At 61.8% G+C, this 22,359-nt stretch carries 20 protein-coding genes and 1 tRNA gene; 5 read left to right on the top strand and 16 right to left on the bottom strand.

Annotated features, from left to right (window positions below; translation table 11 throughout):
• Positions 1-96: 96 nt before the first annotated feature.
• Together AC0L2Z_RS15600 and AC0L2Z_RS15605 are read right to left on the bottom strand one after the other, a co-directional pair.
• Positions 97-1,203 carry a CobW family GTP-binding protein gene (locus tag AC0L2Z_RS15600; RefSeq protein WP_473628623.1) on the bottom strand — a complete coding sequence of 369 codons (1,107 nt, stop codon included), beginning with the start codon at positions 1,201-1,203 and terminating at the stop codon, positions 97-99.
• 4 nt (positions 1,204-1,207) lie between these two features.
• Positions 1,208-2,389 carry a D-alanyl-D-alanine carboxypeptidase family protein gene (locus AC0L2Z_RS15605; RefSeq protein WP_473628625.1) on the bottom strand — a complete coding sequence of 394 codons (1,182 nt, stop codon included), beginning with the start codon at positions 2,387-2,389 and terminating at the stop codon, positions 1,208-1,210.
• Positions 2,390-2,694: 305 nt separating this feature from the next.
• Between AC0L2Z_RS15605 and AC0L2Z_RS15610 the strand changes: the two genes are divergently transcribed.
• Positions 2,695-3,858, top strand: a complete 1,164-nt coding sequence (locus AC0L2Z_RS15610) for a M20 aminoacylase family protein (RefSeq protein ID WP_473628626.1) — start codon at positions 2,695-2,697, stop codon at positions 3,856-3,858.
• 239 nt (positions 3,859-4,097) lie between these two features.
• Here the strand turns inward: AC0L2Z_RS15610 and AC0L2Z_RS15615 are convergent, their stop codons facing one another.
• Positions 4,098-4,397: a hypothetical protein gene (locus AC0L2Z_RS15615; RefSeq protein ID WP_473628627.1), complete on the bottom strand. Its 300-nt coding sequence runs from the start codon at positions 4,395-4,397 to the stop codon at positions 4,098-4,100.
• Positions 4,398-4,631: 234 nt separating this feature from the next.
• Here AC0L2Z_RS15615 and AC0L2Z_RS15620 point away from each other — a divergent pair.
• Positions 4,632-4,708 (top strand) — tRNA-Arg (locus AC0L2Z_RS15620).
• Positions 4,709-4,835: 127 nt separating this feature from the next.
• On the opposite strand, the gene AC0L2Z_RS15625 is transcribed toward AC0L2Z_RS15620, so the two are convergent.
• Both AC0L2Z_RS15625 and AC0L2Z_RS15630 read right to left on the bottom strand, forming a co-directional pair.
• Entirely contained in the window at positions 4,836-4,982 is a 147-nt protein-coding gene (locus tag AC0L2Z_RS15625) for a hypothetical protein (protein ID WP_287140264.1), read from the bottom strand.
• 127 nt (positions 4,983-5,109) lie between these two features.
• Positions 5,110-6,249, bottom strand: a complete 1,140-nt coding sequence (locus AC0L2Z_RS15630) for a hypothetical protein (RefSeq protein ID WP_287218410.1) — start codon at positions 6,247-6,249, stop codon at positions 5,110-5,112.
• A gap of 397 nt (positions 6,250-6,646) precedes the next feature.
• Between AC0L2Z_RS15630 and AC0L2Z_RS15635 the strand changes: the two genes are divergently transcribed.
• Positions 6,647-8,488, top strand: coding sequence for an alpha/beta hydrolase (locus tag AC0L2Z_RS15635; RefSeq protein ID WP_473628629.1), 1,842 nt, complete (start codon positions 6,647-6,649; stop codon positions 8,486-8,488).
• Positions 8,489-8,509: 21 nt separating this feature from the next.
• Positions 8,510-9,604 (top strand): helix-turn-helix transcriptional regulator, encoded by a 1,095-nt coding sequence (locus AC0L2Z_RS15640; RefSeq protein ID WP_473628631.1) that lies wholly within the window; start codon positions 8,510-8,512, stop codon positions 9,602-9,604.
• Between the two features lie 146 nt (positions 9,605-9,750).
• Here AC0L2Z_RS15640 and AC0L2Z_RS15645 read toward each other — a convergent pair whose 3' ends face one another.
• The 8 genes from AC0L2Z_RS15645 to AC0L2Z_RS15680 form a co-directional block, all read right to left on the bottom strand.
• Complete coding sequence (locus AC0L2Z_RS15645) at positions 9,751-10,809, bottom strand: ABC transporter ATP-binding protein (RefSeq protein WP_473628632.1); 1,059 nt, start codon at positions 10,807-10,809, stop codon at positions 9,751-9,753.
• A 45-nt stretch (positions 10,810-10,854) separates the two neighbouring features.
• Positions 10,855-11,676: a carbohydrate ABC transporter permease gene (locus tag AC0L2Z_RS15650; protein WP_023797160.1), complete on the bottom strand. Its 822-nt coding sequence runs from the start codon at positions 11,674-11,676 to the stop codon at positions 10,855-10,857.
• Positions 11,677-12,618 carry a carbohydrate ABC transporter permease gene (locus tag AC0L2Z_RS15655; protein WP_473628634.1) on the bottom strand — a complete coding sequence of 314 codons (942 nt, stop codon included), beginning with the start codon at positions 12,616-12,618 and terminating at the stop codon, positions 11,677-11,679.
• Positions 12,618-13,955, bottom strand: a complete 1,338-nt coding sequence (locus tag AC0L2Z_RS15660) for an ABC transporter substrate-binding protein (protein WP_473628635.1) — start codon at positions 13,953-13,955, stop codon at positions 12,618-12,620. The genes AC0L2Z_RS15655 and AC0L2Z_RS15660 overlap by 1 nt, the downstream gene beginning before the upstream one ends.
• 63 nt (positions 13,956-14,018) lie before the next feature.
• Positions 14,019-14,678: a GntR family transcriptional regulator gene (locus AC0L2Z_RS15665; RefSeq protein ID WP_473628637.1), complete on the bottom strand. Its 660-nt coding sequence runs from the start codon at positions 14,676-14,678 to the stop codon at positions 14,019-14,021.
• A 23-nt stretch (positions 14,679-14,701) separates the two neighbouring features.
• Positions 14,702-15,586 (bottom strand): dihydrodipicolinate synthase family protein, encoded by an 885-nt coding sequence (locus AC0L2Z_RS15670; RefSeq protein ID WP_473628638.1) that lies wholly within the window; start codon positions 15,584-15,586, stop codon positions 14,702-14,704.
• Positions 15,587-15,735: 149 nt separating this feature from the next.
• Positions 15,736-17,022, bottom strand: a complete 1,287-nt coding sequence (locus AC0L2Z_RS15675; protein ID WP_473628640.1) for a D-tagatose-bisphosphate aldolase, class II, non-catalytic subunit — start codon at positions 17,020-17,022, stop codon at positions 15,736-15,738.
• Positions 17,019-17,963, bottom strand: coding sequence for a sugar kinase (locus tag AC0L2Z_RS15680; protein ID WP_473628641.1), 945 nt, complete (start codon positions 17,961-17,963; stop codon positions 17,019-17,021). Before AC0L2Z_RS15680 ends, AC0L2Z_RS15675 begins: the two co-directional genes overlap by 4 nt.
• Positions 17,964-18,093: 130 nt before the next feature.
• Between AC0L2Z_RS15680 and AC0L2Z_RS15685 the strand changes: the two genes are divergently transcribed.
• A complete protein-coding gene (locus AC0L2Z_RS15685; protein WP_413468450.1) occupies positions 18,094-19,116 on the top strand; it encodes a LacI family DNA-binding transcriptional regulator in 1,023 nt (340 codons plus the stop codon).
• Here the strand turns inward: AC0L2Z_RS15685 and AC0L2Z_RS15690 are convergent.
• The 3 genes from AC0L2Z_RS15690 to AC0L2Z_RS15700 all read right to left on the bottom strand — a co-directional run bounded on the left by AC0L2Z_RS15690 (position 19,104) and on the right by AC0L2Z_RS15700 (position 22,267).
• Entirely contained in the window at positions 19,104-20,081 is a 978-nt protein-coding gene (locus tag AC0L2Z_RS15690) for an alpha/beta hydrolase (RefSeq protein WP_473628643.1), read from the bottom strand. The genes AC0L2Z_RS15685 and AC0L2Z_RS15690 overlap by 13 nt on opposite strands.
• Before the next feature lie 16 nt (positions 20,082-20,097).
• A complete protein-coding gene (locus AC0L2Z_RS15695) occupies positions 20,098-21,246 on the bottom strand; it encodes a Gfo/Idh/MocA family protein (RefSeq protein WP_473628645.1) in 1,149 nt (382 codons plus the stop codon).
• 259 nt (positions 21,247-21,505) lie between these two features.
• Positions 21,506-22,267, bottom strand: coding sequence for a DeoR/GlpR family DNA-binding transcription regulator (locus AC0L2Z_RS15700; RefSeq protein WP_473628647.1), 762 nt, complete (start codon positions 22,265-22,267; stop codon positions 21,506-21,508).
• Positions 22,268-22,359: the final 92 nt, after the last annotated feature.

The raw sequence follows: 22,359 nt of genomic DNA on the forward strand, positions 1-22,359 counted from the left end.
GCGACATCGATGGCGTGAGCCACCACGAAAGCGCAAATTTCAGTCCATGCCAAAACTATCTTAGCGCATATGCCCTCGAGGGGGAGATCAGCCGCTTCACCGCCCGGCGATGGCCAGCGGGTTGTTTTCCAGCGCTGCGCGGTCCGGTGTGTCGATCGACGGCCGGTTGGTGAAGGCGGCAAACAGCCGGCGGACGTAATCTTCCGGCATGTCGAGCGTGATCAGCACCAGCCTTGTGCCGCGTTGGCCGTCCGGCCAGGACGGCAGCCGCGCCGGCGGATGCAGGATCTTCTGCACGCCGTGGACGACCAGTGGCCGCGAAGGGTCTTCCAGCAATTCGATGACGCCCTTCATGCGCAGCAGGCGCTCGCCATGTGCTGATCGCAACAGGTCGAGGAACATCTCGATCGCCGAAAACGGCACCGGCCCCTCATGAACGAGCGAGTAGGAGCGCACCCGGGAATCGTGCCGGTGGTCATGATCGTGGTCATGGTCGCCGTGGTCACCATGGTGGTGGTGATCATGGGCGGCTTCCTCGCCCAGCCAGCGCCGCACGTCGGAGGACTTGGTGGCTGGGTTGTAGAGGCCGCAATCGAACAGCGCCGCTGCATCGGTCCTTCTGTCACCCGCATCGAGCAGCTCGGCACCCGGATTGATCTGCCGCAGCCGCGCCCGCAGGGCCTCGACGTCGCGCGGATCGGTGGCAAGATCGGCTTTCGTCAGCACGAGGCGGTCGGCGACCGCCGCCTGCTTCACGGCCTCGACATGGGCGTCAAGCGTCGCATCGCCGTTGACCGCGTCGACCAGCGTGATGACCCCGTCGAGCCGGAAGGCCTCGACCAGCGCCGGATGCGCCATGATCGACTGCAGCACCGGCGCCGGATCGGCCAGGCCGGTGGTTTCGATGACAACGCGGGCAAGGCGGGCGATGCGGCCGGTCTGTAGCCGGTCGACGAGATCGGCCAGCGTGTCGACCAATTCGCCGCGCACCGTGCAGCAGAGACAGCCGTCGGAAAGCTGGATGATCCCGTCGGAGGCCTGTTCGACCAGGAGATGGTCGATCGCCACCTCGCCGAACTCGTTGATGATGACCGCGGTGTCGGCGAGCGCGGGATCCCTGAGCAGCCGGTTGAGCAGCGTCGTCTTGCCGGCGCCGAGAAAACCGGTCAGCACCGAGACTGCGATGGGAAAGCCGCTGCTCATCAGGCTAGTTCACCGCCTTGGCGGGCTCCTGGGCCGCAGTGGCGGAACCGATCACTGCCGGCTCGGCGCCGGGCGGCGGCGGCAGGTCGGGCCGCCAACTCGGCAGCGGCACGTCGGCATATTCCTCGCCCGATGCATCGAGCATGGCTTTCGGTATCGGCCCGGTGGCGCCGCCAAGGCCGACTGCGACCAATGTCGGCGCGTGATCGAGTTTTTTTCGATAGAGAGATTTTGCCGCATTCTTATCGCCGACCGGGGGAGCTTCCGACTGCTCCTTAGCCGGCTTCTTCCTGCAAATCTCGTCATTCAGGTTGTTGATCGATGTGGTGTCGCCATAGGAAGGCAGCGCGGCCACCGTCAGCCAGCCCGGTGTCGGCGTGGCAAAGCCGTGGTCGAGCAGCCTGGCGACGGTCTCGGCGCGGGTGATGGCCGACTTCTCGCCAAGCACCACCGCCACCAGCGTGCGCCCGTCGCGTGTTGCCGAGCCGATCATGTTGAAGCCCGAGGGACAGACGAAACCGGTCTTCATGCCGTCGGCGCCGGGATAGCGGCCGATCAGGAGATTGTAATTCGAGATCTGCTTCTTGCCGATGGCCAGGCCCTCAATCGAGAACCATGAGGCATATTGTGGAAACTCCGTGCGGATCGCCATAACCAGCAAGCCGAGATCGCGCGCCGTCGTATACTGGTCCGGCGAGAACAGCCCGTTCGGGTTGACGAAATGCGATCCGCTCATGCCGAGCCGGCGCGCCTCGGCGTTCATGCGTTCGGCGAAAGCCGCCTGCGAACCGCCGATGTTCTCGCCGACGGCCATGGCGACGTCGTTGGCCGATTTGACCAGCATCATCTTCAGCGCGTTATCGAGCCGCATCACCGAGCCCGGCTTGAAGCCCATCTTGCTCGGCGGCTCGCTGGCGGAACGCTTGGTGACCTTGATCGGCGAATCGAGCCGGGCCTCGCCGGCGGCAATCGCGCGGAACGCCACATAGGCGGTCATCAGCTTGGTCAGCGAGGCAGGATACCAGCGCTTGAAAGCCTCCTGGTGCTGGAGGATGTTGCCATTCTCCAGGTCGAACACGATCGTCGGATTGGCGAGAGCCGAACCGGCCAGCGCCGGCACCACAGCGCACGCCAGCAATGCATGTCGCGCAAAAGTGCGCAGCGGTTTTGCGATAACGACATGCATAAAAACAACAACGCTAAAGCGCGTCGCCCGGTCAAACGCGACGCGCTTTAGTTTGAGGAAATGCCTGTACCGCATGGTGGAATCCGAAATCGCCTCTTGCCGCAGTCGCCTCTGGCTCCGTAAGATTTGTTACGCGATCGCCAGCATGGTGATCCGGTCCCTCTATCCGGATCACTATCTTGCGGTGCTATTTAGCCTATGTGACGTCAAGATGGCAAAGTGCCTGAATGACAATTCTAAAACAGCAGGCACAATTGCAAAGCAGCAGGCTGATTCCGTCTGCTCCAACAGCGAGATGGAACATCATGCCGATCCTGAACCGCGCCGCCGAAATGCAAGACGAGGTCGCCGGCTGGCGCCGCCATCTGCACCAGACGCCAGAGCTGAATTTCGACGTCTTCGAGACCGCCGCCTTCGTCACCGAGAAGCTGCAGGCCTTCGGTTGTGACGACGTGGTGACCGGCCTCGGCAAGACCGGTGTCGTCGGCATCATCCGCGGCCGCTTGGGCGAAGGCACGAGCATCGGCCTGCGCGCCGACATGGATGCGCTGCCGCTCAACGAGATCACTGGGAAACCCTACGCCTCGACCATTCCTGGCAAGATGCACGCCTGCGGCCATGACGGCCACACCGCGATGCTGCTCGGTGCCGCCAAATACCTTGCCGAGACGCGCAATTTCGCCGGCTCCGTCGCAGTGATCTTCCAGCCGGCCGAAGAAGGCGGCGGCGGCGGCAACGAGATGGTCAAGGACGGCATGATGGAGCGCTTCGGCATCTCCAAGGTGTTCGGCATGCACAACATGCCGGGCCTGCCGGTCGGACAATTCGCCATCAAGCCGGGCCCGATCATGGCGGCGACAGCCGAATTCACCATCACCGTCAAAGGCAAGGGCGGGCATGCGGCGATGCCGCACGGCACGATCGACCCGATCGTCATCACCAGCCAGCTCGTCGGCGCTCTGCAGACGATCGCCTCGCGCAGCACCGATCCGGTCGAGGCTGTCGTGGTGTCGGTGACGAAATTCCACGCCGGCGACGCCTACAATGTCATTCCCGAGAACGCCGAGATCGCCGGCACCGTGCGCACGCTGAAGAAGGAGGTCGCCAGGAAGGCTGAGCAGCGTGTGCGCGCCATCTGCGAGGGCGTGGGCGCGGCCTTCGGCGCAACGATCGAGGTCGATTACAAAGCCAATTATCCCGTCACCTTCAACCATCCGGAGGAGACGGTCTTTGCCAGCGATGTCGCCGCTGAAATCGCCGGCGAGGCACAGGTGCAACGCGCCATCCAGCCGGTGATGGGCGGCGAGGATTTCTCCTACATGCTGGAAGCGCGGCCGGGCGCCTTCATCTTCATCGGCAATGGCGACACCGCCGGTCTCCACAACCCTGCCTACGACTTCAACGACGAGGTCATCCCGCACGGCATGAGCTATTGGGTGAAGCTCGCGGAGACGGCGCTGGCCGCTTGATGCATCGGCCATAAAACCGCCCTGCGACTTGATCCGAGGGGTGCGCTGCGATTGGGATGGCTGCCAGGCGGTCGGGTCCGGGACGTGGCGATGCTCCGATCGTCACTTCCGACCGGACCGCCTCCGCGCAAGACCCAAGGCAATGCCCAGGGCGATACCGATTCCGATACCCGCAATAATATTGTCCAATGCGACGCTGCAACCGCTGGTCGGCTGCCATCCGATGTTGCCTGGGACCGCTACGGCCCGCTCTTCGGGTCGTCGACCTCCAGCGCCTCCACGACGGGCGCCAGATCACTCTCTTCGGCGGGATCGGCAGCCTGCGGCTGTTCGCCTGTCCTGGCCTTGCTCAGAGCCTTCTCAATGGCCTCTTCGATGTCGCCGATCTCGTCTTCGCGCACCTCGTGACCATAGCCAGCCGCGTCGGCATCCTGCTCGAATTGCTGAATCAGGACGGCCACGCTCACTTCGCTTTCCGCGGGCAGGTTACCGACGTTCTCCTGCAGCCAGGTTTCAAAGAACTCTTTCGTAGCACTCATGCGGCATCTCCTTCGGCACACTAAAGCGCGGCGGTGGTCCGAAGTTCCGCTGTTTCCGGCTCATGTTTGCAGTCCACACTCGTGGTTCAATCGTAGGCCGACGAGGATGCAATTTCGAATTGTGAGCAGAGGCCTCTCGACGGCTATGCTTCATCGGCCATTGTCGAAACCGGTTGATTGGGTACAGAGCGCCTCTTGGCGAAACGATCCGAAGCGGTTATGTGTCGGCCGCGTGGTCCCGTAGCTCAGTAGGATAGAGCGGCAGATTCCTAATCTGTAGGTCACAGGTTCGATTCCTGTCGGGATCACCACGCTATTCAATTACTTAGCGAGCCATCGCCGTAAACGGGGCAAAACCGGTGGCGGACGCGGCGTTATGACTCGGGTGTATCGGGTTAGAGCGGGAGGCGGTTTGGCGGGCGGCGTGATTCTGTCGGGCTACGGCGAAGCCACCGCGGGCAGCATGAGCGGATTTTTCACGACCATAGCCGTGGCAAGAGCGAAAACCAGCAGCAGCACTGAAATTAGGACGAGGCCGCTGCCACCGATCAGCAACGGCACCACCGCCACCAGCGCCTGCGGCATCGGAGAGACGCTTTCGCGGACGTTGCAATAGGCCCGAGCAGTGCAATTCGGATGCTTGCGCCCGATGTGGCGGGCGCTCCGACCGGCCGGCTATCTGTGGCCATCACAAGATTGCCGCGGCAAGTGACTAGCGGAACAGATATTTTGATACCTCTGGATTGCCTCGTCGCCACATAACGTTATCCAGAAAGTAGTGGTGCACGTTGATGAATATCCACGCTATGAAGAGAAACAGCGACGAGCCGAGCACCTCTTTATTATAAGGAATCAAAGCAGACAACGCGATCGGGACCAGCCAGAAACCGAGAATCCCAAGAATACTACCAATGATGATAAAGCCCAGCACTCGCAACCTATACATCGGACCAATAATGGACAGGACCTTGAATTCGGGCTCTATAACAGCATCTGAACGGTCGAGCTCTACATTGGTCTGATAACGCCAGACCACCGCCAGGTACTGCAACGAATGGAGCGCCGGCACCACAAGGAGCCAGAGCGGGTTTATCCTCACAAATAGAATCCAGGCGTATAGAGACACGACGTAAGCGACGACGCCGTTGTACGGTAGCGTGCCACCATGCTTGCGCCAGCGATTGATCAGCATCACGACCGTGGCTGCCGTGGAAGCGGCGGCGGCAAATACGGCAATATTGGTGACCCATGAGGGGGCGGCAAATGTGTAGTAGTCCAAGCCCCAGAATTGCCTTTCGGTGATCACCGCGTTTGTCTGAAGCCAGGCGAACAGCCATACGGCATAGCCGTTGAACAGCAGCACTTTCTTGTCTTGCTCGTTGAAGAACCTGCGCTTCAATACGGCGTCTACCATCAGCATGCCGTAGCCTTGCTTGACATAGTGCCAGCCCACAAAAAAGGCCATCGCATTGCCGGCATACCCCAGCAGGCGCGCATTCCCCGCTATTGAACCGTAAGCAAAAAAACCGCCCATGATCAGCGGGACGACAACGCCCGCGAAGATGTAACGGACCTGAAGGTTCTTGTCATATCCGTCTCCGCGCACCTTCCGCCCGAAATTGCGATAGAAAAGTTGATAAGAGTGGGCAAAGTGCGGATGGTTTATCAGATGAGCCAGCAACAACATCGTTGCGCCCACGAAACCTTCGTATTTAAGAGGGACAAAAAACAAGACCGGCAGGATGAGGAACGCGCTCCCGCCAAGCATGAGAAAGTCAGCGACCGGACCAAAAAGATACTTCTGTGGGGCCGCCGCCACAGGAACCGCATCTGCCGAAAGGTGAAGTGCCATATTTATGCCCCTTGGGGAAACTCATTTAACCAGCCCGTCGTTTCCTAATGGTTAACGTGAAACGGTTGTGACCACGATAATTGTTGGTCGTTCCATCGCTGCGGCATTTCTTCTTCTTATGCCCGTCGCGATAGCGTTCCAGGCAAAGCGCATTGTGGGATTCGCAATCGCGTGCATGCCGACGATCTCGTCGGCATGCACTAACCCGAATGCGACGGCGATCTCATCACGACAGCCCTGGATTGCTGCCGCCGCCGAAGGAGTAAGTCGGCGCGCTCCACAGGCTCAGGGGTACGGCAACGGTGACAACTGCCCTCACGCCACTGTCGCCATGATCCTATACCCAAATGGGTCATGCGCGGCCCATGGAACCACTCTATTATCGATGAGGGGTAGCTTGCTGCGAGCAAAATCGCACTTGGCAATTGGTGGGGCAGGGGGAAACTACGATCATTCCTACGACCGCGCTGATGTCAAAGCTCAGTGGGTGGCGAGCGACTGCCTCAGGCCTTGCTTCATGCTGGAGGGCAACATGCGCGCCTCTTTTCGACGTATGTTCATCAATCTGGATCGAGTACTCTTTAAGCTCGCGTCAGCTGTACTTCTCTTTTGCGCGTGGAGCGGGGATATCCATGCCGGAGAGTTCAAGAAAACGAATTGCTGGTTCGAAGTTCCGCGCGACCGTGGAATGACGTGCGGGACTCTCAATGTCCCTGAAAACCGCAAAAAAGCTTCTGGGACTGAGATCACTCTATCGGTGGTGGTCTTCGAACCCGACCGCGAGCGGCATGAGCCCATTGTGTTTCTCACGGGCGGGCCTGGCCAGCCCACCGATATTGGCGACAGGGAAGACATCGAGGCATGGTGGCAGTTCATAAGTGATCAAAATTGGATGATCGGGCGCCGAGTGGTCGTGGTCGACCAACGAGGGATAGGCAAGTCAATTCCCAGGCTGAGCTGTTCGCGATACTTCAAGGCCGATCATTGGAACTCCATTTCGCTAAGCGTCGATGCTGAAATCAGCTTTGACAAGCTCATGAGAGATGAGGTGGTCGCGTGCCGAAGCGCGCTGATAGCAAAGGGCATTGACCTCTTCGCCTACAACACCGCCGAAAATGCAGCAGACGTCAACGACGTTCGCATGGCTCTTGGCATAAAGAAGTGGGTACTCTACGGCGTCTCTTACGGCACAAGAGTTGCCTTGGAATTGATGAACGAGCATCCAGAGGGCGTCTCGGCGAGCATTCTGGATTCCGTTCTTCCCCTTGATATCGACTACCTCAAGGAAGACGGGCGAAATCTGGATCGTTCCTTGCGACTGCTGGAACAAGATTGCCAAAAATCAAAAAATTGCATGCGCGGACTGGGAGACGCGGTGCGAGCGATCGTAAAGCAGTTGGACAAACAGCCGGTGCTTTTGCGGAGCGACGACGGAGAAAACGCTCCCGCTCAGTACAGATATGTCTCCGGCGCGGATTTTCTTGAGCTTATATTCGGGCTGCTATATGATCGTTACGCTATCGAAGATCTTCCAAAGCTAGTCGAGAAAACATACGAAAACGATTTCAGACCGCTTGCGGAAATGATATTTGAGCATGACGATACAGAGATTGCCCAGGGCATGGATTTTTCTGTCACTTGCTCTGCGACCAACAGATCCGAGTTGCCTGACAAGCGCCTCGAATACTGGACGAAGTGGATCGGAGAGGCCGACTATACCTGGGTTTGCCCGCTTTGGTTTCCCCAGGGAACGACGGTTTCGCAAAAGCATCCCCGCCGCCTGGATATCCCGACCCTGCTGTTGGCGGGCGAGTATGATCCGGCAACACCAACTCACTGGGCATATCGTGCGGCCAAAAGCCTTCCTTTTGGGCAGGTCGTCGTGCTTCGCGGGATTGGGCACGATGTGATCGATTCCGACCCTTGCGGATCGGAGGTTGTCGGCGATTTCCTGGCCAACCCCAGACGCAAGCTGAAGACTGGGTGCATTGGACGGATGCAGGCTCCGCAGTTCACCGCGGCGGCGGAGGAGCAGTGGCGAGGGCCAGAAACGCAGCGGGCTGCGGCGATAAGGTCGCAAAAGCAGATGAGGTCGCCGTTCCGGTTCAGGCATCGCTTTTCAACATCGCCCAAAAAAACACCAATTCTCCTGGCGGCAAGCGCCGCCAAGTTGCATCACGATCGCGGGCGGCCCCGAGGCGGTCCGACTCGCTATCCAAGATTCAGTATGTTTAGATAGGTGCCTACCAAGGGGCTGGCGGTGGGCGCTGCTTTCGATTTTGACGCGATCGGTGTTGCCTTTGTCGAGGCAGCCCTCGATCCATCACGCTGGGATTCCGCGATGGAGGTGGCAGAAAAGGCCACCGGGAGCGCCGGACCGCTGCTCTTCGACATAAAAGGGCACCTGCCACTCGTGCCTTGCAGCCGCAACATGGCCCCTGCTCTCGACACCTATGTCCGCGATGGTTGGATTGACCGCGACGAGCGGTATCGCCTCATCAACTTCCTCGATCGGAAAGGGGTCACCTCGGAGTTCGACCTCCTGACGTCAGACGATATCGCCAAGCATCCATACTACCAGGAATTCCTCGCGCCTTTCGGCCTGCGATGGTGCGCGGCCGTCAAGATCGCTGCAGGCGACGACTTCTGGGCACTGTCGCTGCAGAGGTCGATCCAACAGGGCCCGTTCACGCCAGACGAAATGAGACAGCTGGCGGACCTTTCGAAACAGCTGGGCTCTGTGGCCGCAGTTGCGCGGGCAATCGGTTTCGGGAGGGCCGACGCGGCACTGGATGCGTTTAGCGCCACCGAAACGCCTGCCGTCATGTTGGATAGGAGCGGCAATGTCCTCCGGTCCAATGCTCCGGCGGAAAGGCTTCTGGGGCGAAGCCTGCAGATTACGCGCCGGCGTCTGGTCTACTTTGACCGAACCGCGACAGATGCTCTCGACCGATCGCTGAAAGCGCTGCTGTGTTCGCCGGACACGGCCGCATCCATGCCACCCGTGCCACTGCCCAGACTGCAAGGGCGGCCGCTCCTTGCCTATCCCTTGCGACTGCCGAAAGTCTCCTACAACGCGCTGGCGCCGTGCCAAGCAATCGTCATCCTCATTGATCCTGACGCGAGACCTCCTCCTGCCGAAGCCGTGCTGCAGTCCTGCTTCAGGCTGACAGCGTCCGAAGCGAGGCTGGCGAGAAAGATTTGCTCGGGACACGGCGTTGAAGCGGCAGCCGACGAACTTGGCGTTTCCTATGAGACCGGGCGCAACCAGCTGAAATCGGTCTTCGCGAAGACGCAGACGCATCGGCAGTCGGAGCTGGTCGCGCTTCTCACAAGGCTCTCGAGCGGCCGATAGTTCGGGCATGACCGTTCTGTCCAGCGCCATCAGGCACGTTATTGTCGGTGGAAACGCGTTTGGCGACAGGCGCCGCACTTGGTACTACGGCGCTTTTGCGTGAATATCGTCTTCGCGTCAGCGCACCCGCCGAGCAGGCCACGCCATCACATACGCCGACCTGTTTTCGCGTCGAACAGGTGGGCGCAGGCGCGATCGACTTCGATCCCTATCGCCGCGCCCTGCTTGAGCGGCAGCCGCTCGCGGAACAGGCAGGCAATTTCCTCGCCGGCGCAGTCGACCTTGGCGAAGATTTCCGAACCCGTGGCTTCCAGAAGCGTGACCGTGCCCGGCATGCCCTGGGGAGTTGCGCGGATGTGCTCGGGGCGGATGCCGTAGACAAGTTCGCGTCCTGCAGCGTCGGTCGGGCGGGCGCCGTCCGGCAGCGGCAGGATCAGCCCGCCGACGCTGCGGAACACGCCTTCCTCGATGCGGCCGGCAATGAAATTCATGGCGGGTGAACCGATAAAGCCGGCAACGAAGAGATTGGCCGGCTGGTCGTAAAGGTCGAGCGGCGCGCCGATCTGCTCGACCAGGCCGTCATGCAGCACGACGATCTTGTCGGCCATCGTCATGGCTTCGATCTGGTCATGCGTGACATAGATCGTGGTAGTGCCGAGCCGCTGGTGCAGCGCCTTGATCTCGCCGCGCATCTGGACGCGCAGCTTGGCGTCGAGATTGGAGAGCGGCTCGTCGAACAGGAAGACCTGCGGGTCGCGCACGATGGCGCGGCCCATGGCGACGCGCTGGCGCTGGCCGCCGGAGAGCTGACGCGGATAGCGCTCAAGCAACTTTTCCAGGCCGAGGATATTGGCGGCATTCTTGACGCGGCCAGCGGTATCGGCGGGATCGGCTTTCTTGATCTTGAGGGCAAAGCCCATATTGTCGGCCACCGTCATATGCGGATAGAGCGCATAGTTCTGGAACACCATGGCGATGTTGCGGTCCCGCGCCCGCAGATTGTTGACCATACGCTCGCCGATGGTGATCTTGCCGCCAGAGATCGTTTCAAGTCCGGCGATCATGCGCAGCAGCGTCGACTTTCCGCATCCCGACGGGCCGACCAGGATGACGAATTCGCCGTCGGCGATATCGACACTGACGTCGTGAATGATCTTGGTGGCTCCGAAAGCCTTCTGCACGTTGTTGATGGTTACCGATGCCATTGGATTTCTCCGGGAGAAAAATTGATGTCGAGCTGGAGTGCGTCTTCAGCCGCCCTTGACCGCGCCGGCGGTCAGTCCCGCGACGATCTGCTTTTGCGCGAACATGGTCAGCACCAGCACCGGCAGCGTCACCACCAGTGCGGCGGCGGCGAGCGGCCCCCAGCTCACCTGCTCGTAGGAAAGCATGTTGTAGACGGCGACCGGCAGCGTCCGCGTCTCACGGCTGGCGAGCACCACGCCGAAGACGAAATTGTTCCACGAAAAGATGACCGACAGGATGAAGGCGACAACGATGCCCGGCTTGGCGATGGGCAGGGCGACCAGCCGGAACACCTGCCAGGAGCTGGCGCCGTCGATATTGGCCGCCTCTTCCAGTTCCATCGGCGTGGTTTCGAAATAGCCGATCATCACCCAGACCACGATCGGCACCGTCACCACCAGGTGGATGATGATCTGCGGCCAGAGCGTGCCGAGTATCCCGATCCATTGGAACAGCAGAAACAGCGGGATGAGATAGGACAGCCCCGGCGTCATGCGGGCGATCATGATGACGACCGCCGATTTTTCGGCCTTGAGCCGCGCTATGCCATAGCCGGCCGGTACGCCGATCAGCAGCGCCAGCAGTGTCGCCGTGCCGGTGACCAGAACCGAATTCCAGAGATAGAGCAGGAAATTGTTCTCCTCGAACACCTTTACATAGTTCGACCAGGCGAAGCGTTCGGGGATCAGGATCGGCGGATAGGCGCCGTTGTCGATCTCGAATTTCAGCGAAAGCGAGATCATCCAGAGAAAGAAAAGAATCGCCGGCGAGACGATGACCAGAGCCGCGAAAAACAGGCCGATCTGGTTGAGCAATCGTGAGCTCATCTATTTGCCCTCCGCGTCGTTCCACTGCGAGCGCTGGCGCAGCATCAGGAGGATGAAGGACAGCGCCACGATGACAATGAAGAACACCACGGCCATGGCCGAGCCATAGCCGATGTCGTAATAGGAGAAGGCGGTGTTGTAGAGATAGATGTTGATGGTTTCGGACGCCGTGCCCGGCCCGCCCTGGGTCATCGCATAGATGATGTCGAAGCTCTTCAGCGCATCGATGGTGCGGATGATCAACGCAATCATCAGGAACGGCGCGATCATCGGCAAAGTGAGGTAGCGGAATTGCTGCCAGGCATTGGCGCCATCGATCTCGGCGCTCTCGAACGGCTCGCGCGGCACCGAGGCCAGCCCGCCCAGCACGATCAGCATCACCAGCGGCGTCCACTGCCAGGTCTCGACCGCGACCAGCGAAGGGATGACCGTGTTGGCGTTGAATATCCATTCCTGCGCCGGGATGCCGACCAGCGACAGAAGGTAGTTGAGCACACCGAGCTGGGGATGGAACATCATGGTCCAGACCAGCGCCACGGCAACCGGCGTTGCCATCATCGGCATGACGAAGACGCCGCGCAGCAGGCCTCGCAGCGGAAACCTGGCGTCGAAGATCAGGGCGGCGACGGTGCCCAGGAACATCGGCGCTGCCACCGACAGCGAGGTGTAGGTCAACGTATGAACAAGCGATTCCCAGAATCGCGGGTCGCTGGCCAGACGGAGATAGTTTTCCATCCCGGCAAAGCTCCGCGACTGGCCAAGCGTCCAGCGGTTGACGCTCATCCAGAGCGTGAACGCCCAGGGAAAGACGATCACGGCGCTAACGACGACGAGCGCCGGAACGACGAAGGGCCAGTAGTTGGGAGCCAGCCGAATCGTCTGGCTCCCTTCGATGGCCTGTTCAGTCGTCGCCCCGGTGCGTTCTGGGGCAATGGCGGACATCAGCCCTGCTCGCTCCTGTCGAGAACCGGCTGGAACTGTACGGTGGCCTTCTTCAGCTCTTCGGCAGGATCGGCACCGGCAATCATGTTGGTCAACGCCACGCCGTAGATGTCGCGGAACTCGGTGACCGGGATGATCACCGGCAGCGCCAGCCTGCTGATATTGCCGGACTGAACCACCGCATCGAGCCAGCTTGCCGGCATGGTGACGCCTTCGCGCACCTTGGGATCTTCCAGCACCGACTTGCGGAACGGCACGCCGGCGCCGGCCTGGAGCAGGCGTGCGCCCATCGCCGGGGAAACCGCCCACTGACAAAACAGATAGGCGGCTTCCTTCTTTTCACTGGAGGCGGTCACGCCGAGGCCGTCGCCAAACGTCCCGGAGGCATGCGCTTTGGGCCCCTTGGGCATGACGCCATAGCCGACCTTGCCGACCACGCGCGACTTTTCGGGATTTTCCATCGGCGGGGCAAAACCGACGCCATCGAACCACATGCCGATCTTGCCCTGCAGGAAGGCGGACTGCGCTTCCGCCCAATTGAAGCCGGTGACGCCCGGAGGGGCGGACTTGGTCATCAGCCTCTGGTAGAGGGCAGCGGCCTCGATCGCCTCGGGCGTTTCGGTGCGCAGCTTTCCCTTGTCGTCGAGCGGCGTCATGTCGTAGCCGAGCATCAGCGACGTCCACACCGGCGTGTTGGCATTCTTGAGGCCGCGGGCGACGAAACCGAACGTGTTGGTCGATGGATCGGTCAGCGCTTCGGCGGCGGCTACCAGCTGGTCGAACGATTCAGGGTATTTGAGGCCCTTGGCCTCGAACAGCTCCTTGTTCCAGTAGACGATCCAGTAGTCCACCGAGAAGGGCAGCGAACGCAGCACGCCCTGGTTGTCCTTGGCGAAAAGCATGCCGGCCTCGGCGAAATCGCTTTCGACCAGGCCGGGATCGGTCAGCGTCGGATCGGCGAGATAGCCGGCGATGTCGGCCAGCCAGCCACCCTTTTCGAACTGGCGCTTCTGCACGTGATAGCTCAAATGCACGACATCGAAGCTCGGTCTGCCGGAGCTGAGCTCGATCACCGTCTTCTGCCGCTGCTGCTGTTCCGGCGTCGCCTCGGCATTGACCTTGATGCCGGTCAGTTCCTCGAATTCGGCGATGTATTTCAGGATGGTGTCGCTGCGCGGGCTTTTCACCAGATTGACGTCGAGCGTGGTGCCGGCAAAGCGCTTCCAGTCGACGCTGGCGGAAAAGCTCGGGCGAAGGCCGGCCAGGCCCGCGGCGGCGAGCGCCGTGGTTCCTGCAAGGACTTGCCTTCTCGTTGGCTTGAACGGATTGGACGACATTTCTTCCTCCCTTGGGTTGCTGTCGTTGTTGATAGTCTCGCGGCAGCCGCGAACCATACGTCCTCAGATCTGGAGCGCCAACCGGCGCGCATTGTCGATATGCCGGCTGATCGCCTCGACCGCCTTTTGCGGATCGCGGCTCTCGAGCGCTTCGATCACCGTCAGGTGCTCCTGCATCACCGGCACGACGCGCCCATCGATGCGGAAACGCTCCTGGTGGATCAGCCTGATCTTTACCGAATTGACCAGATACGCCTTGGCGATGATCTCGTTGCCCAGCGCATCGATGAAGGTGTCGTGCATGGCCCAATCGATGTTCTGGGCCTTGGCTTCCATTTCCGGCGTCGGCGTCTGCGACAAGGCTTGAGCCAGCATGTCCTCATGTTCGCGCCGCAGGCCGGCGAGCACGGCGTCGGAGGCGTTGACGGTGAACAGCGCCACCGCCTCACGCTCCATGAACAGGCGAAACTGGAAGGCCTCGCGGATCAGGTTGATGTCGATATGGGCGATCTGCATGCCGCGCTGCGGGATGGTCATCAAAAGCCCCTCGGCTTCGAGACGCGGCACGATCTCACGGATGGCGCCTAGCGGCAGCCCGGTAAAGGCAACCAGTTCGCGCTGTGACACGAACTGTCCCGGCCGCAGATCGCGGGCCAGCAAATGCCGCGTGAAGCTGGCATAAGCTCTTTCCCTGAGGGTTGCCGGTTCGCTGCTGTCGTCCATTTCAGCGCGCTTCCCTTTGCCGGTCAGGCCGGCTCTGTCGCAAACAGCCTGTCATAGGCGGCAGCAAGCTGTTGCCGCCCCTGCGAACCGATCGGCTCCAGCGGCGGACGGACCGCCAGCCAGCGCTCGTCGCCGGTTTTGCGCGCCACCATGACCTTCACCGCCGGGATGACCGAATATCTAAGCAATTCGAGCACGAAGCTCTCGACACGGGCATCGTCGCGCCCATCCTCGGCCATGGCGCGGATTTCGCCGGTGACGAAATTGGCCATGCCGGAAATGGCGCCCTGCCCGCCCTGGCGCACGCTTCTGGCCAGGTGCCGCTCGTCGCCGATCAGGATCACCATGTCGCCATGGGCTCTCAGCAGCGCCTCGCTGTAACTCCAGTCGCCACCCGAATCCTTGACACCGGCGATCACGCCGGGGAAGGCCGCACACAGCCGACCGATCAGGGTAAGCGGGAGCGGCACCATGGTGACAGAGGGGATGTTGTAGAGGAGGATGCCGCGAGCCAGCGGCCCGAGCGCTGCGAAGACAGCAGAAAACCATCCGAACAGCCCGTCCTCGCCGACATTCTTGAAGTAGCTCGGCGGAGCCAGCAGGATGTTGCGGACGCCACACTGCAAGGCTTGCCGCGCCTGTTCGGCGGCGTCTTCGGCCGCATCGACCAGCACGCCGGCGACGAGCCGATGTGCCGGAATGCCGGCGGCCAGCATGGCCTCGGTGACGATCCGCCGTTCTCCCGTGCCCACCGAGGCGCCTTCCCCGGTGGTGCCGAACAGCGTGGCGCTGCTGCAGCCGGCGCCAAGGCAAGCCCGGGCCTGCGTGATCATGGGAAGGATGGCGATTTGCCCGGACGCATCGAATGGCGTGGCGAGGGCAACCGAAAGACCAAAGCGCGAGGCCACTATTTTCTCCGGATGTCGATGTGCAAGCAATACTAGCACACTAACATGTTAGCTGTAAATTGCGGCGACCACCTTTTCGAAACAGCGTCGATATCGGACGTATTATGGGGCGGATTTAGGCGGATGCCGACTTTCCGGCAGCGCGATCCCTAATGTCCCGTCGCGTCCGCGTAGATATCGAGGACACGGGTGATGCTGCCGATCAGAAGCTCGTGAGCGAGGGGCTTGACCCGGCCTGCCGCAACCTCGGCGTCGAGCTGCCCCAGATACTGGCTGATCAGCGGCCGGGGTATATCCTTCTCGCCCAATACGTCCAGCAGCGTCCTTGTTGCGCGCTGCGCCTCCGGCGTCGGCCAGTAATAGCGGATGCGGTCGCTGAACGAGAAATGCCGCTGCACGCGCTGCTCGTCCGGCGTGCCCGGATAGTATCGCTGCCAATTGTCCGGCGACGCCAGCATGATGCGTTCCATCGCGGCAGGCAGGCTTTCGCGCGAAAAGTCCGGCGCGAGGATATCGGCGATATGGCTGAGCCCATACAGCGCTTCGCGGAGCGCGAAGGTCAGCCAGGGGCCGACCTTGAGGATGGCAAAACCGTCGCGAACGAGAGCATTGAGCGCTTCGGCCGGCTGGTAGTCGGTTGAATGCGCCTCAAATACCAATTGCGGCATACGGTCGAGCACAGCCACCAGTTCAGTCGCCTTGGCCGGTGCATAGGGCACGATCTCGGTGTTGCCGAACTCGACGCCGGGCTGGACGACGACACCGACCGCACGGCCAAATGCGGCTTCGAGCCCGGCGCGGGAAAACGCTCGCGCGTGGATCTCGACGGTGCGCAAGGCATCCGCGGGCGCAGTCACTTGCAGGTCGTCGAGCGCCTCCAGCGCACCGCCCGGCACCGGCACTTCGGTGCCGATGACGTAGACCGGTTTTTCGCCGCCTGCCCGCTCGACCGCCGCCTCGGCGATTTCAGCAAGTTCAGCCGCGCGCGCGGCGATCGTTTCATCGGCAAGCACGGCTGGATCGTCGGCGCAGGCCATGCTCGTATCCAGATGCATTTTGGTGAAGCCGGCGCTCGCATAGGCATCGATCATCGCCGCAGCCTTCTTCATCGCGGCGGCGGCAGCCATGTGCTTCCACGGATTGGGCCCGAGATGATCGCCGCCGAGGATCAGGCGATCGACTGGGAAACCCGCTTTCAGCGCATGCGCCTCGACAAAGCTGCGGAACCCCGCAGGCGTCATCCCGGTGTAGCCGCCCTCGTGGTTGACCTGGTTGCAGGTGGCCTCGATCAGCACATCCGCGTGCCGCGCCGCACCATGGCGCAGGGCAGCCTCGATGACCAGCGGATGCGCCGAGCAGACCGAGGCGATGCCGCTTCTCTCGCCTGCGGCGCGTCGGGCCGCAATGTTCGCAAACCTTCGCGTCGCGTCACTCACTGCGTGTTCCCCGTGGCAATGAAGGCCTCGACCGCTTCAAGCGGGAAAATGCCTTCCATCGGCCCCTTGCGGGTGACGGCAAGCGCGCCGCAGGCATTGGCGATCCGCAGGGCTTCGGCAGGAGCCGCCCCGCGCAGCCAGAACGAGACGAAAGCAGCACCGAAGCAATCGCCCGCGCCGGTCGGATCGACCTCGTCGACGGCAAAGCCGGACGAGGCGACCGCACCGTGATGATCATGATAGACGGCGCCGGCGGCGCCTTTCTTCAGGACGATGCAGGACAGGCCGCGGGCCAGCAGTTCGTCGACTGCACGCTTCTCGTCCTTGGCGGATGAAAACAGGAAGAGCTCCTCGCCACTCGGCAGGAAGATGTCGGCTTGCGCCAGCACTTGGTCGAGTGCTTCGCGCATGCCGGATGCCTGCATGATCTCGCGGCGGATGTTCGGATCGAAGGACACGGTTCCCCCTTTGGCCTTGACCGTCTCGATCGCCGATAGCGCCACCGCGATGGCGCGGTCGGAAAACAACGACGAACCCATGACATGGACATGATCGGCACCGGCGAGCAGCTTTGTCGCCGCCGCGTTTGTCTCGATCAGGCCGGAGGCGCTGTTGCGGATGTTGAAGACGAAATGCCGGGTGGCGTCGGCGCGGTAGGTGACGAAGGCCGTGCCCGTCGCATGGCCCGGGTGAACCGCGATCGCCGACACGTCGGCGCCCAGTGCCCGCAGCCGATCGATGTTCAGCCTGCCGAAATCGTCGTCGCCGACGGCGCCGATGAGACCGGCCGGCTGGCCGAGCGCCGCCGCCTGGCCGATGAAGATCGCGGGCGCGCCCGACGGGTAAGGTCCAAGCAGCGGACCAGGCTCGAGAAAGCTCTGGCCGATCCGCTCGGCCATGATTTCGACCAGAATCTCGCCGGCACCGACCAGCTTCTTCATCTCGCGGAATCCCTCGAATTCGCCCACTGCAAGTGAATACGGCTTGTGCTTTTTCGCGTCAATTAATAAATTTACGCATGGAAACTATGCAATTTTTCTGTAAAGTTTCGCCTTGCATTCGGGGGTTTTGATGTCGATGACGCACAAGACGATGGAGGATTTTGCTCGCTCTTGTGGTGTCTCCAGGCCGACACTGTCGAAATACTTCGACGATCCGACCAGCGTCAAGCCGGCGACACGTCAGCGGATCGAAGTGGCGCTGCGCTCGTCCGACTACCAGCCAAATCTCTTTGCGCGCAACCTCAACCGCAAGCGGACCCGCAGCATCGGCATTGTCGTGCCGACGCTCGCCGATCCCTTCTATTCGGAAATGGTCAGCCGCATCGAACTCAGGCTGCGCGACGAAGGCTACTGGCCGATCGTGATCTCCTCGCACGGCTTGCGCGAGCTCGAAGTGGAAGCGACACGAACCATTCTTTCCCTGAAAGTTTCCGGCGCGCTGATCGCGCCGCTCGGCCTGCGCTCCGACGAGCGCACGCTGGAGAAGCTGACACAGACCATACCGATCGTCTATTTCGACACTTATCTCGAGGGCGACACGCCGTTCGTCGGCAACAACAACAGCCAGAGCGTCTCGACCATCGTCGATTATCTCTGCCGCTCCGGTGACGCCCCGGTCTATTTCGACATCCCGCACGTCAACCACAATTCGCGCGAGCGCCTGAACAGCTATGTCGGCGCCATGCAGCGGCTCGGGCATGAGCCGGTGCTCATCGGCACCCCTTATGACTACACTTGGGATTTCGAACGGATCGGCTACCAGCAGATGGAAGCGATGCTCGCGCGTGGCGGTCTGCCGGGCAAGACCATTCTGTGCGCCAACGACCGTCTCGCCTTCGGCGTGATGGCCGCCGCCTACTCGCAAGGCCGCAAGGTCGGCCGCAAGGGCGATTGCGACCTGCGGGTCGCAGCCCATGACGACCATCCGCTGAGCCGCTACACCTGCCCTGCCCTCACCACCATGGCGCAGGACTTCGCTTCGATGGCCGGACGCAGCGTCGAGACGCTGCTGGCCTTGCTGGATGAGGACGACGCGACAGTTGCACGCAAGGTCAGTCTCGACGCGACGCTGGTCATGCGTCAGTCGGCCTGAGCGTTTCCAAACACAGGATCGAAGCCGCGCCATGCGGCAACTGCCGCGCCGACCGCTTGCCGCGCCGCCGGACCATGGCGGCCCATCGAAACGAAGCCGTGGATCTGGCCGGGCCAGCGCCGCAGAACGACCGGCACCTCGTCATCTTCCAGACGCTTCGCGTAGGCCTCGCCTTCGTCGGCGAGGATATCATGGCCGGCGATTGCGACAAAAGCCGGCGTTGCGCCGGCAAGGCTTGCGGCCTTGAGCGGCGACACGCGCCAGTCATCAATATCGCCAGCATGGTTGATATAGTGGTCGCGGAACCAGGCCATGGTCGCCGAAGTCAGGCCATAACCGTCGGCAAAGCGGCGATAGCTGTCCGCCGCCTGCGAGGCGTCCGTGTTCGGATAGAACAGCAGCTGCGCCACCGGCGCCTTCTTGTCGCCGCGCGCAAGCAGGCAAAGCACGGTAGCGAGATTGCCGCCGGCACTGTCGCCGGCGACAGCGATCCGTTCGGCGTCGATGCCGAGATCGCCCGCGCCGCCCTGCATGAAGGAAAGTACGGTGCGGCAATCTTCGATGGCCGCCGGAAATTTGTGTTCCGGCGCCAGCCGGTAGTCGGGAGAGACGACGACGCAGGCCGCCATATTCGCAAGCCAGCGGCAGATCTCGTCATGCGACTCGAGATTGCCGATCACCCAGCCGCCGCCATGCAGATAGAGCAGCGCCGGGGCAGCGGCTCCGACCGCGCCCTGTCCGCGATAGATTCTGAGCGTCAACGGGCCGCCGGGTCCGTTGATGGTGCGCTCGGTCAATGAGCCGACCGGCTCGCGCTCGCCCTGGAGTGCCGGAACGCCCTCCTCATAGGCGCGGCACGCCTCTTCAGGCGTGCCGGCTTCGAATGGCGGGGCGGCCGCCTGCCGGTCAAGGTCGAGCACATGCCGGGCCTCCGGATCGAGCAATGGTGAAAGCAATGTCGTCATCGTAAGCCCTCCGATATCAGGCGAGCAGGCTCGCCGCTTCGGCGTTCTGGAAGCGCGGCGGCTGATCGACCGTTGCGTTGACGGCGACGGACTCGCAGCTCTCACCCGAAGCGAGGATCGCCTCCATGATTTCCAGCACATGAAGCGCAAGGTCGCCGGACGCCCGCGGCTTTCTTCCTGTTGTCAGCGCGCGCGAAAGATCGGCAACGCCGAGCATGCGGTAATTCGCGCGGTCGGGCGCGGCGAAGGGCCAATTGCGCGCGCCATAGAGTTCGCTCTCACTGTGGAAGTCGGCCCAGTCGGCCCCTCGTTCCGACAGCGAGACGGTGCCGCCGAACGTATCCGGATCGGGCAGCCTGAGCGAGCCTTCCGTCCCATGCAACTCGATCGGGTGGTTGGAGTGCCTGAAGACATCCCACGAGGCGCCGAAGGTGACGGTGGCGCCTGAGCGAAACTCCAGCAGCGACAGGATGTTGGTCGGTGTGCCGACCTTGAAGCTGGTGTTCCGGTAGGGGCCTTCGGCGGTGATCAGCCGCTCCTCCTGGCCCCGCGTCGCCATCGCCATCACGCGGGCCACCGGCCCGAGCAAATTGACCAGCATCGTCAGGTAGTAGGGACCCATGTCGAAGACCGGTCCGCCGCCGGGCTGATAGTAGAATTGCGGATTGGGATGCCAGTGCTCCATGCCGCGCCCCATCATGAAGGCGGTGCCGGTCACCGGCCGGCCGAGCGCACCCTCGTCCATGAGGCGGCGTGCCCGCCGTCCGGCGGCGCCAAGGAATGTGTCCGGGGCCGAGCCCAGCATCAGCCCGCGCTCCGCCGCCTCGGCGACAAGCCGCCTGCCGTCCTTGGCCGAGGTCGCCAGCGGCTTTTCGGTGAAGACGTGCTTGCCCGCCGTAAGCGCTGAAAGCGAAACGTCGAAATGCGCCACCGGGATGGTCAGGTTGAGGACGAGGTCGATCTCCGGATCGGCCAGAAGCGCATCGACGCTGACCGCCCGGATGCCGTATTCGCTGGCGCGCAGGGCCGCCAAATCGGGCGAAAGGTCGGCGCAGGCGCGTAGCTCGACCTCGCCGAACAGGGCCGCATTGCGCAAATAGGTCATCGAGATATTGCCGCAGCCGACAACGCCGATGCCGAGCTTAGCTCCTGATTTTCCTGGCATTTTCCACTCTACCTCCCGACGTCGCAACGTTCTGGTTAAATCATTGCACCAGCAACGGATCACATTCGAAAGCCGCTTTACAGCATTTTAAATGTTGACGCGCGTAAAATTATTATAGAACATGCGAAAATGATGGCGCAACATTGGAGGCCGCCAGCCTTGAGGAGGAGAACATGACTGACGGCCAACAGCCAGATGCGAATCCCGTGGGTCATGCGCGCATTGGATCTTTCCGTTGCGGTCAGGGACCGAGACGGGTTCAGGCATAGATCACCTTGGCCCCGGTCATCTCAAGCGCGCCGCGTATTGGACCGGGCAGGCCATCGTCGGTGATCACCACATCGACGGCCGACAGCGAAAATGCCTTGGAGGTCCCGCTGACGCCCCATTTGCTCGAATCGGCGAGGAGGACAACGCGCCGGGCCATGCGAACGAGGTTTCGCTTCGTTCGCGCCATGTCTTCGTTCACGTCGACCACATCCAGTGACGAGTCTATCGCATGCGCTCCAACAAAGACCTGATGCGCTACCAAGCCGCCGAGAGCCGTATCGGCATCTGTGATCAGCGTGCTCACCGTGTCGGGATAGACCCGGCCGCCGATCATATGAACGTCGAGCCCGGGACGATGCATAAGATGCTGCACGATATTCATGGCCGTGGCCGCGACCACGACATTGCTGAGCGGCGGTAACTGCATGGCAACCTGCATCAATGTCGAGCCGCCGTCGAAGATGACCGATTGGTTGTCCTCGAATAGCTCCACCGCCGCCCGGGCGATACGCTTCTTTGCGTCGAGGTTCGTTTGCATCCGCCGGGCGAACGCGGCCGTGGTCGAATCTGTGGTCCGGGTCACGGCCCCTCCACGGGTCTTGGTCAGCAGTCCCTTGCGGTCCAGTATCTCGAGGTCGGAGCGCACCGTGACTTCCGACACGCCAAAATCTTCTGACAGGTCCTTGATGCGAACCTGTCCGTTGCGTTGCACTTCACCCAGGATCGATTGGCGTCTCTGCTCTGACAACATTGCCCTGTCCTTGCCTCCCTGCGCCAAGCAACCGCTCTGGCCTCGGCTCACCTTACCAAAAATTCACAAATTCGAAAGCTTTCGAAAGGTTG

This window comes from Mesorhizobium sp. WSM4850 (genome assembly GCF_055811735.1).

What these genes read in the sequence shown, in the direction of transcription:
- AC0L2Z_RS15600 (WP_473628623.1), bottom strand. Translation starts at nt 1,203, where the DNA reads ATGAGCAGCGGCTTTCCCATCGCAGTCTCGGTGCTGACCGGTTTTCTC.
- AC0L2Z_RS15605 (WP_473628625.1), bottom strand. Translation starts at nt 2,389, where the DNA reads ATGCATGTCGTTATCGCAAAACCGCTGCGCACTTTTGCGCGACATGCA.
- AC0L2Z_RS15610 (WP_473628626.1), top strand. Translation starts at nt 2,695, where the DNA reads ATGCCGATCCTGAACCGCGCCGCCGAAATGCAAGACGAGGTCGCCGGC.
- AC0L2Z_RS15615 (WP_473628627.1), bottom strand. Translation starts at nt 4,397, where the DNA reads ATGAGTGCTACGAAAGAGTTCTTTGAAACCTGGCTGCAGGAGAACGTC.
- AC0L2Z_RS15625 (WP_287140264.1), bottom strand. Translation starts at nt 4,982, where the DNA reads ATGCCGCAGGCGCTGGTGGCGGTGGTGCCGTTGCTGATCGGTGGCAGC.
- AC0L2Z_RS15630 (WP_287218410.1), bottom strand. Translation starts at nt 6,249, where the DNA reads ATGGCACTTCACCTTTCGGCAGATGCGGTTCCTGTGGCGGCGGCCCCA.
- AC0L2Z_RS15645 (WP_473628632.1), bottom strand. Translation starts at nt 10,809, where the DNA reads ATGGCATCGGTAACCATCAACAACGTGCAGAAGGCTTTCGGAGCCACC.
- AC0L2Z_RS15650 (WP_023797160.1), bottom strand. Translation starts at nt 11,676, where the DNA reads ATGAGCTCACGATTGCTCAACCAGATCGGCCTGTTTTTCGCGGCTCTG.
- AC0L2Z_RS15655 (WP_473628634.1), bottom strand. Translation starts at nt 12,618, where the DNA reads ATGTCCGCCATTGCCCCAGAACGCACCGGGGCGACGACTGAACAGGCC.
- AC0L2Z_RS15660 (WP_473628635.1), bottom strand. Translation starts at nt 13,955, where the DNA reads ATGTCGTCCAATCCGTTCAAGCCAACGAGAAGGCAAGTCCTTGCAGGA.
- AC0L2Z_RS15665 (WP_473628637.1), bottom strand. Translation starts at nt 14,678, where the DNA reads ATGGACGACAGCAGCGAACCGGCAACCCTCAGGGAAAGAGCTTATGCC.
- AC0L2Z_RS15680 (WP_473628641.1), bottom strand. Translation starts at nt 17,963, where the DNA reads ATGAAGAAGCTGGTCGGTGCCGGCGAGATTCTGGTCGAAATCATGGCC.
- AC0L2Z_RS15685 (WP_413468450.1), top strand. Translation starts at nt 18,094, where the DNA reads ATGTCGATGACGCACAAGACGATGGAGGATTTTGCTCGCTCTTGTGGT.
- AC0L2Z_RS15690 (WP_473628643.1), bottom strand. Translation starts at nt 20,081, where the DNA reads ATGACGACATTGCTTTCACCATTGCTCGATCCGGAGGCCCGGCATGTG.
- AC0L2Z_RS15695 (WP_473628645.1), bottom strand. Translation starts at nt 21,246, where the DNA reads ATGCCAGGAAAATCAGGAGCTAAGCTCGGCATCGGCGTTGTCGGCTGC.
- AC0L2Z_RS15700 (WP_473628647.1), bottom strand. Translation starts at nt 22,267, where the DNA reads ATGTTGTCAGAGCAGAGACGCCAATCGATCCTGGGTGAAGTGCAACGC.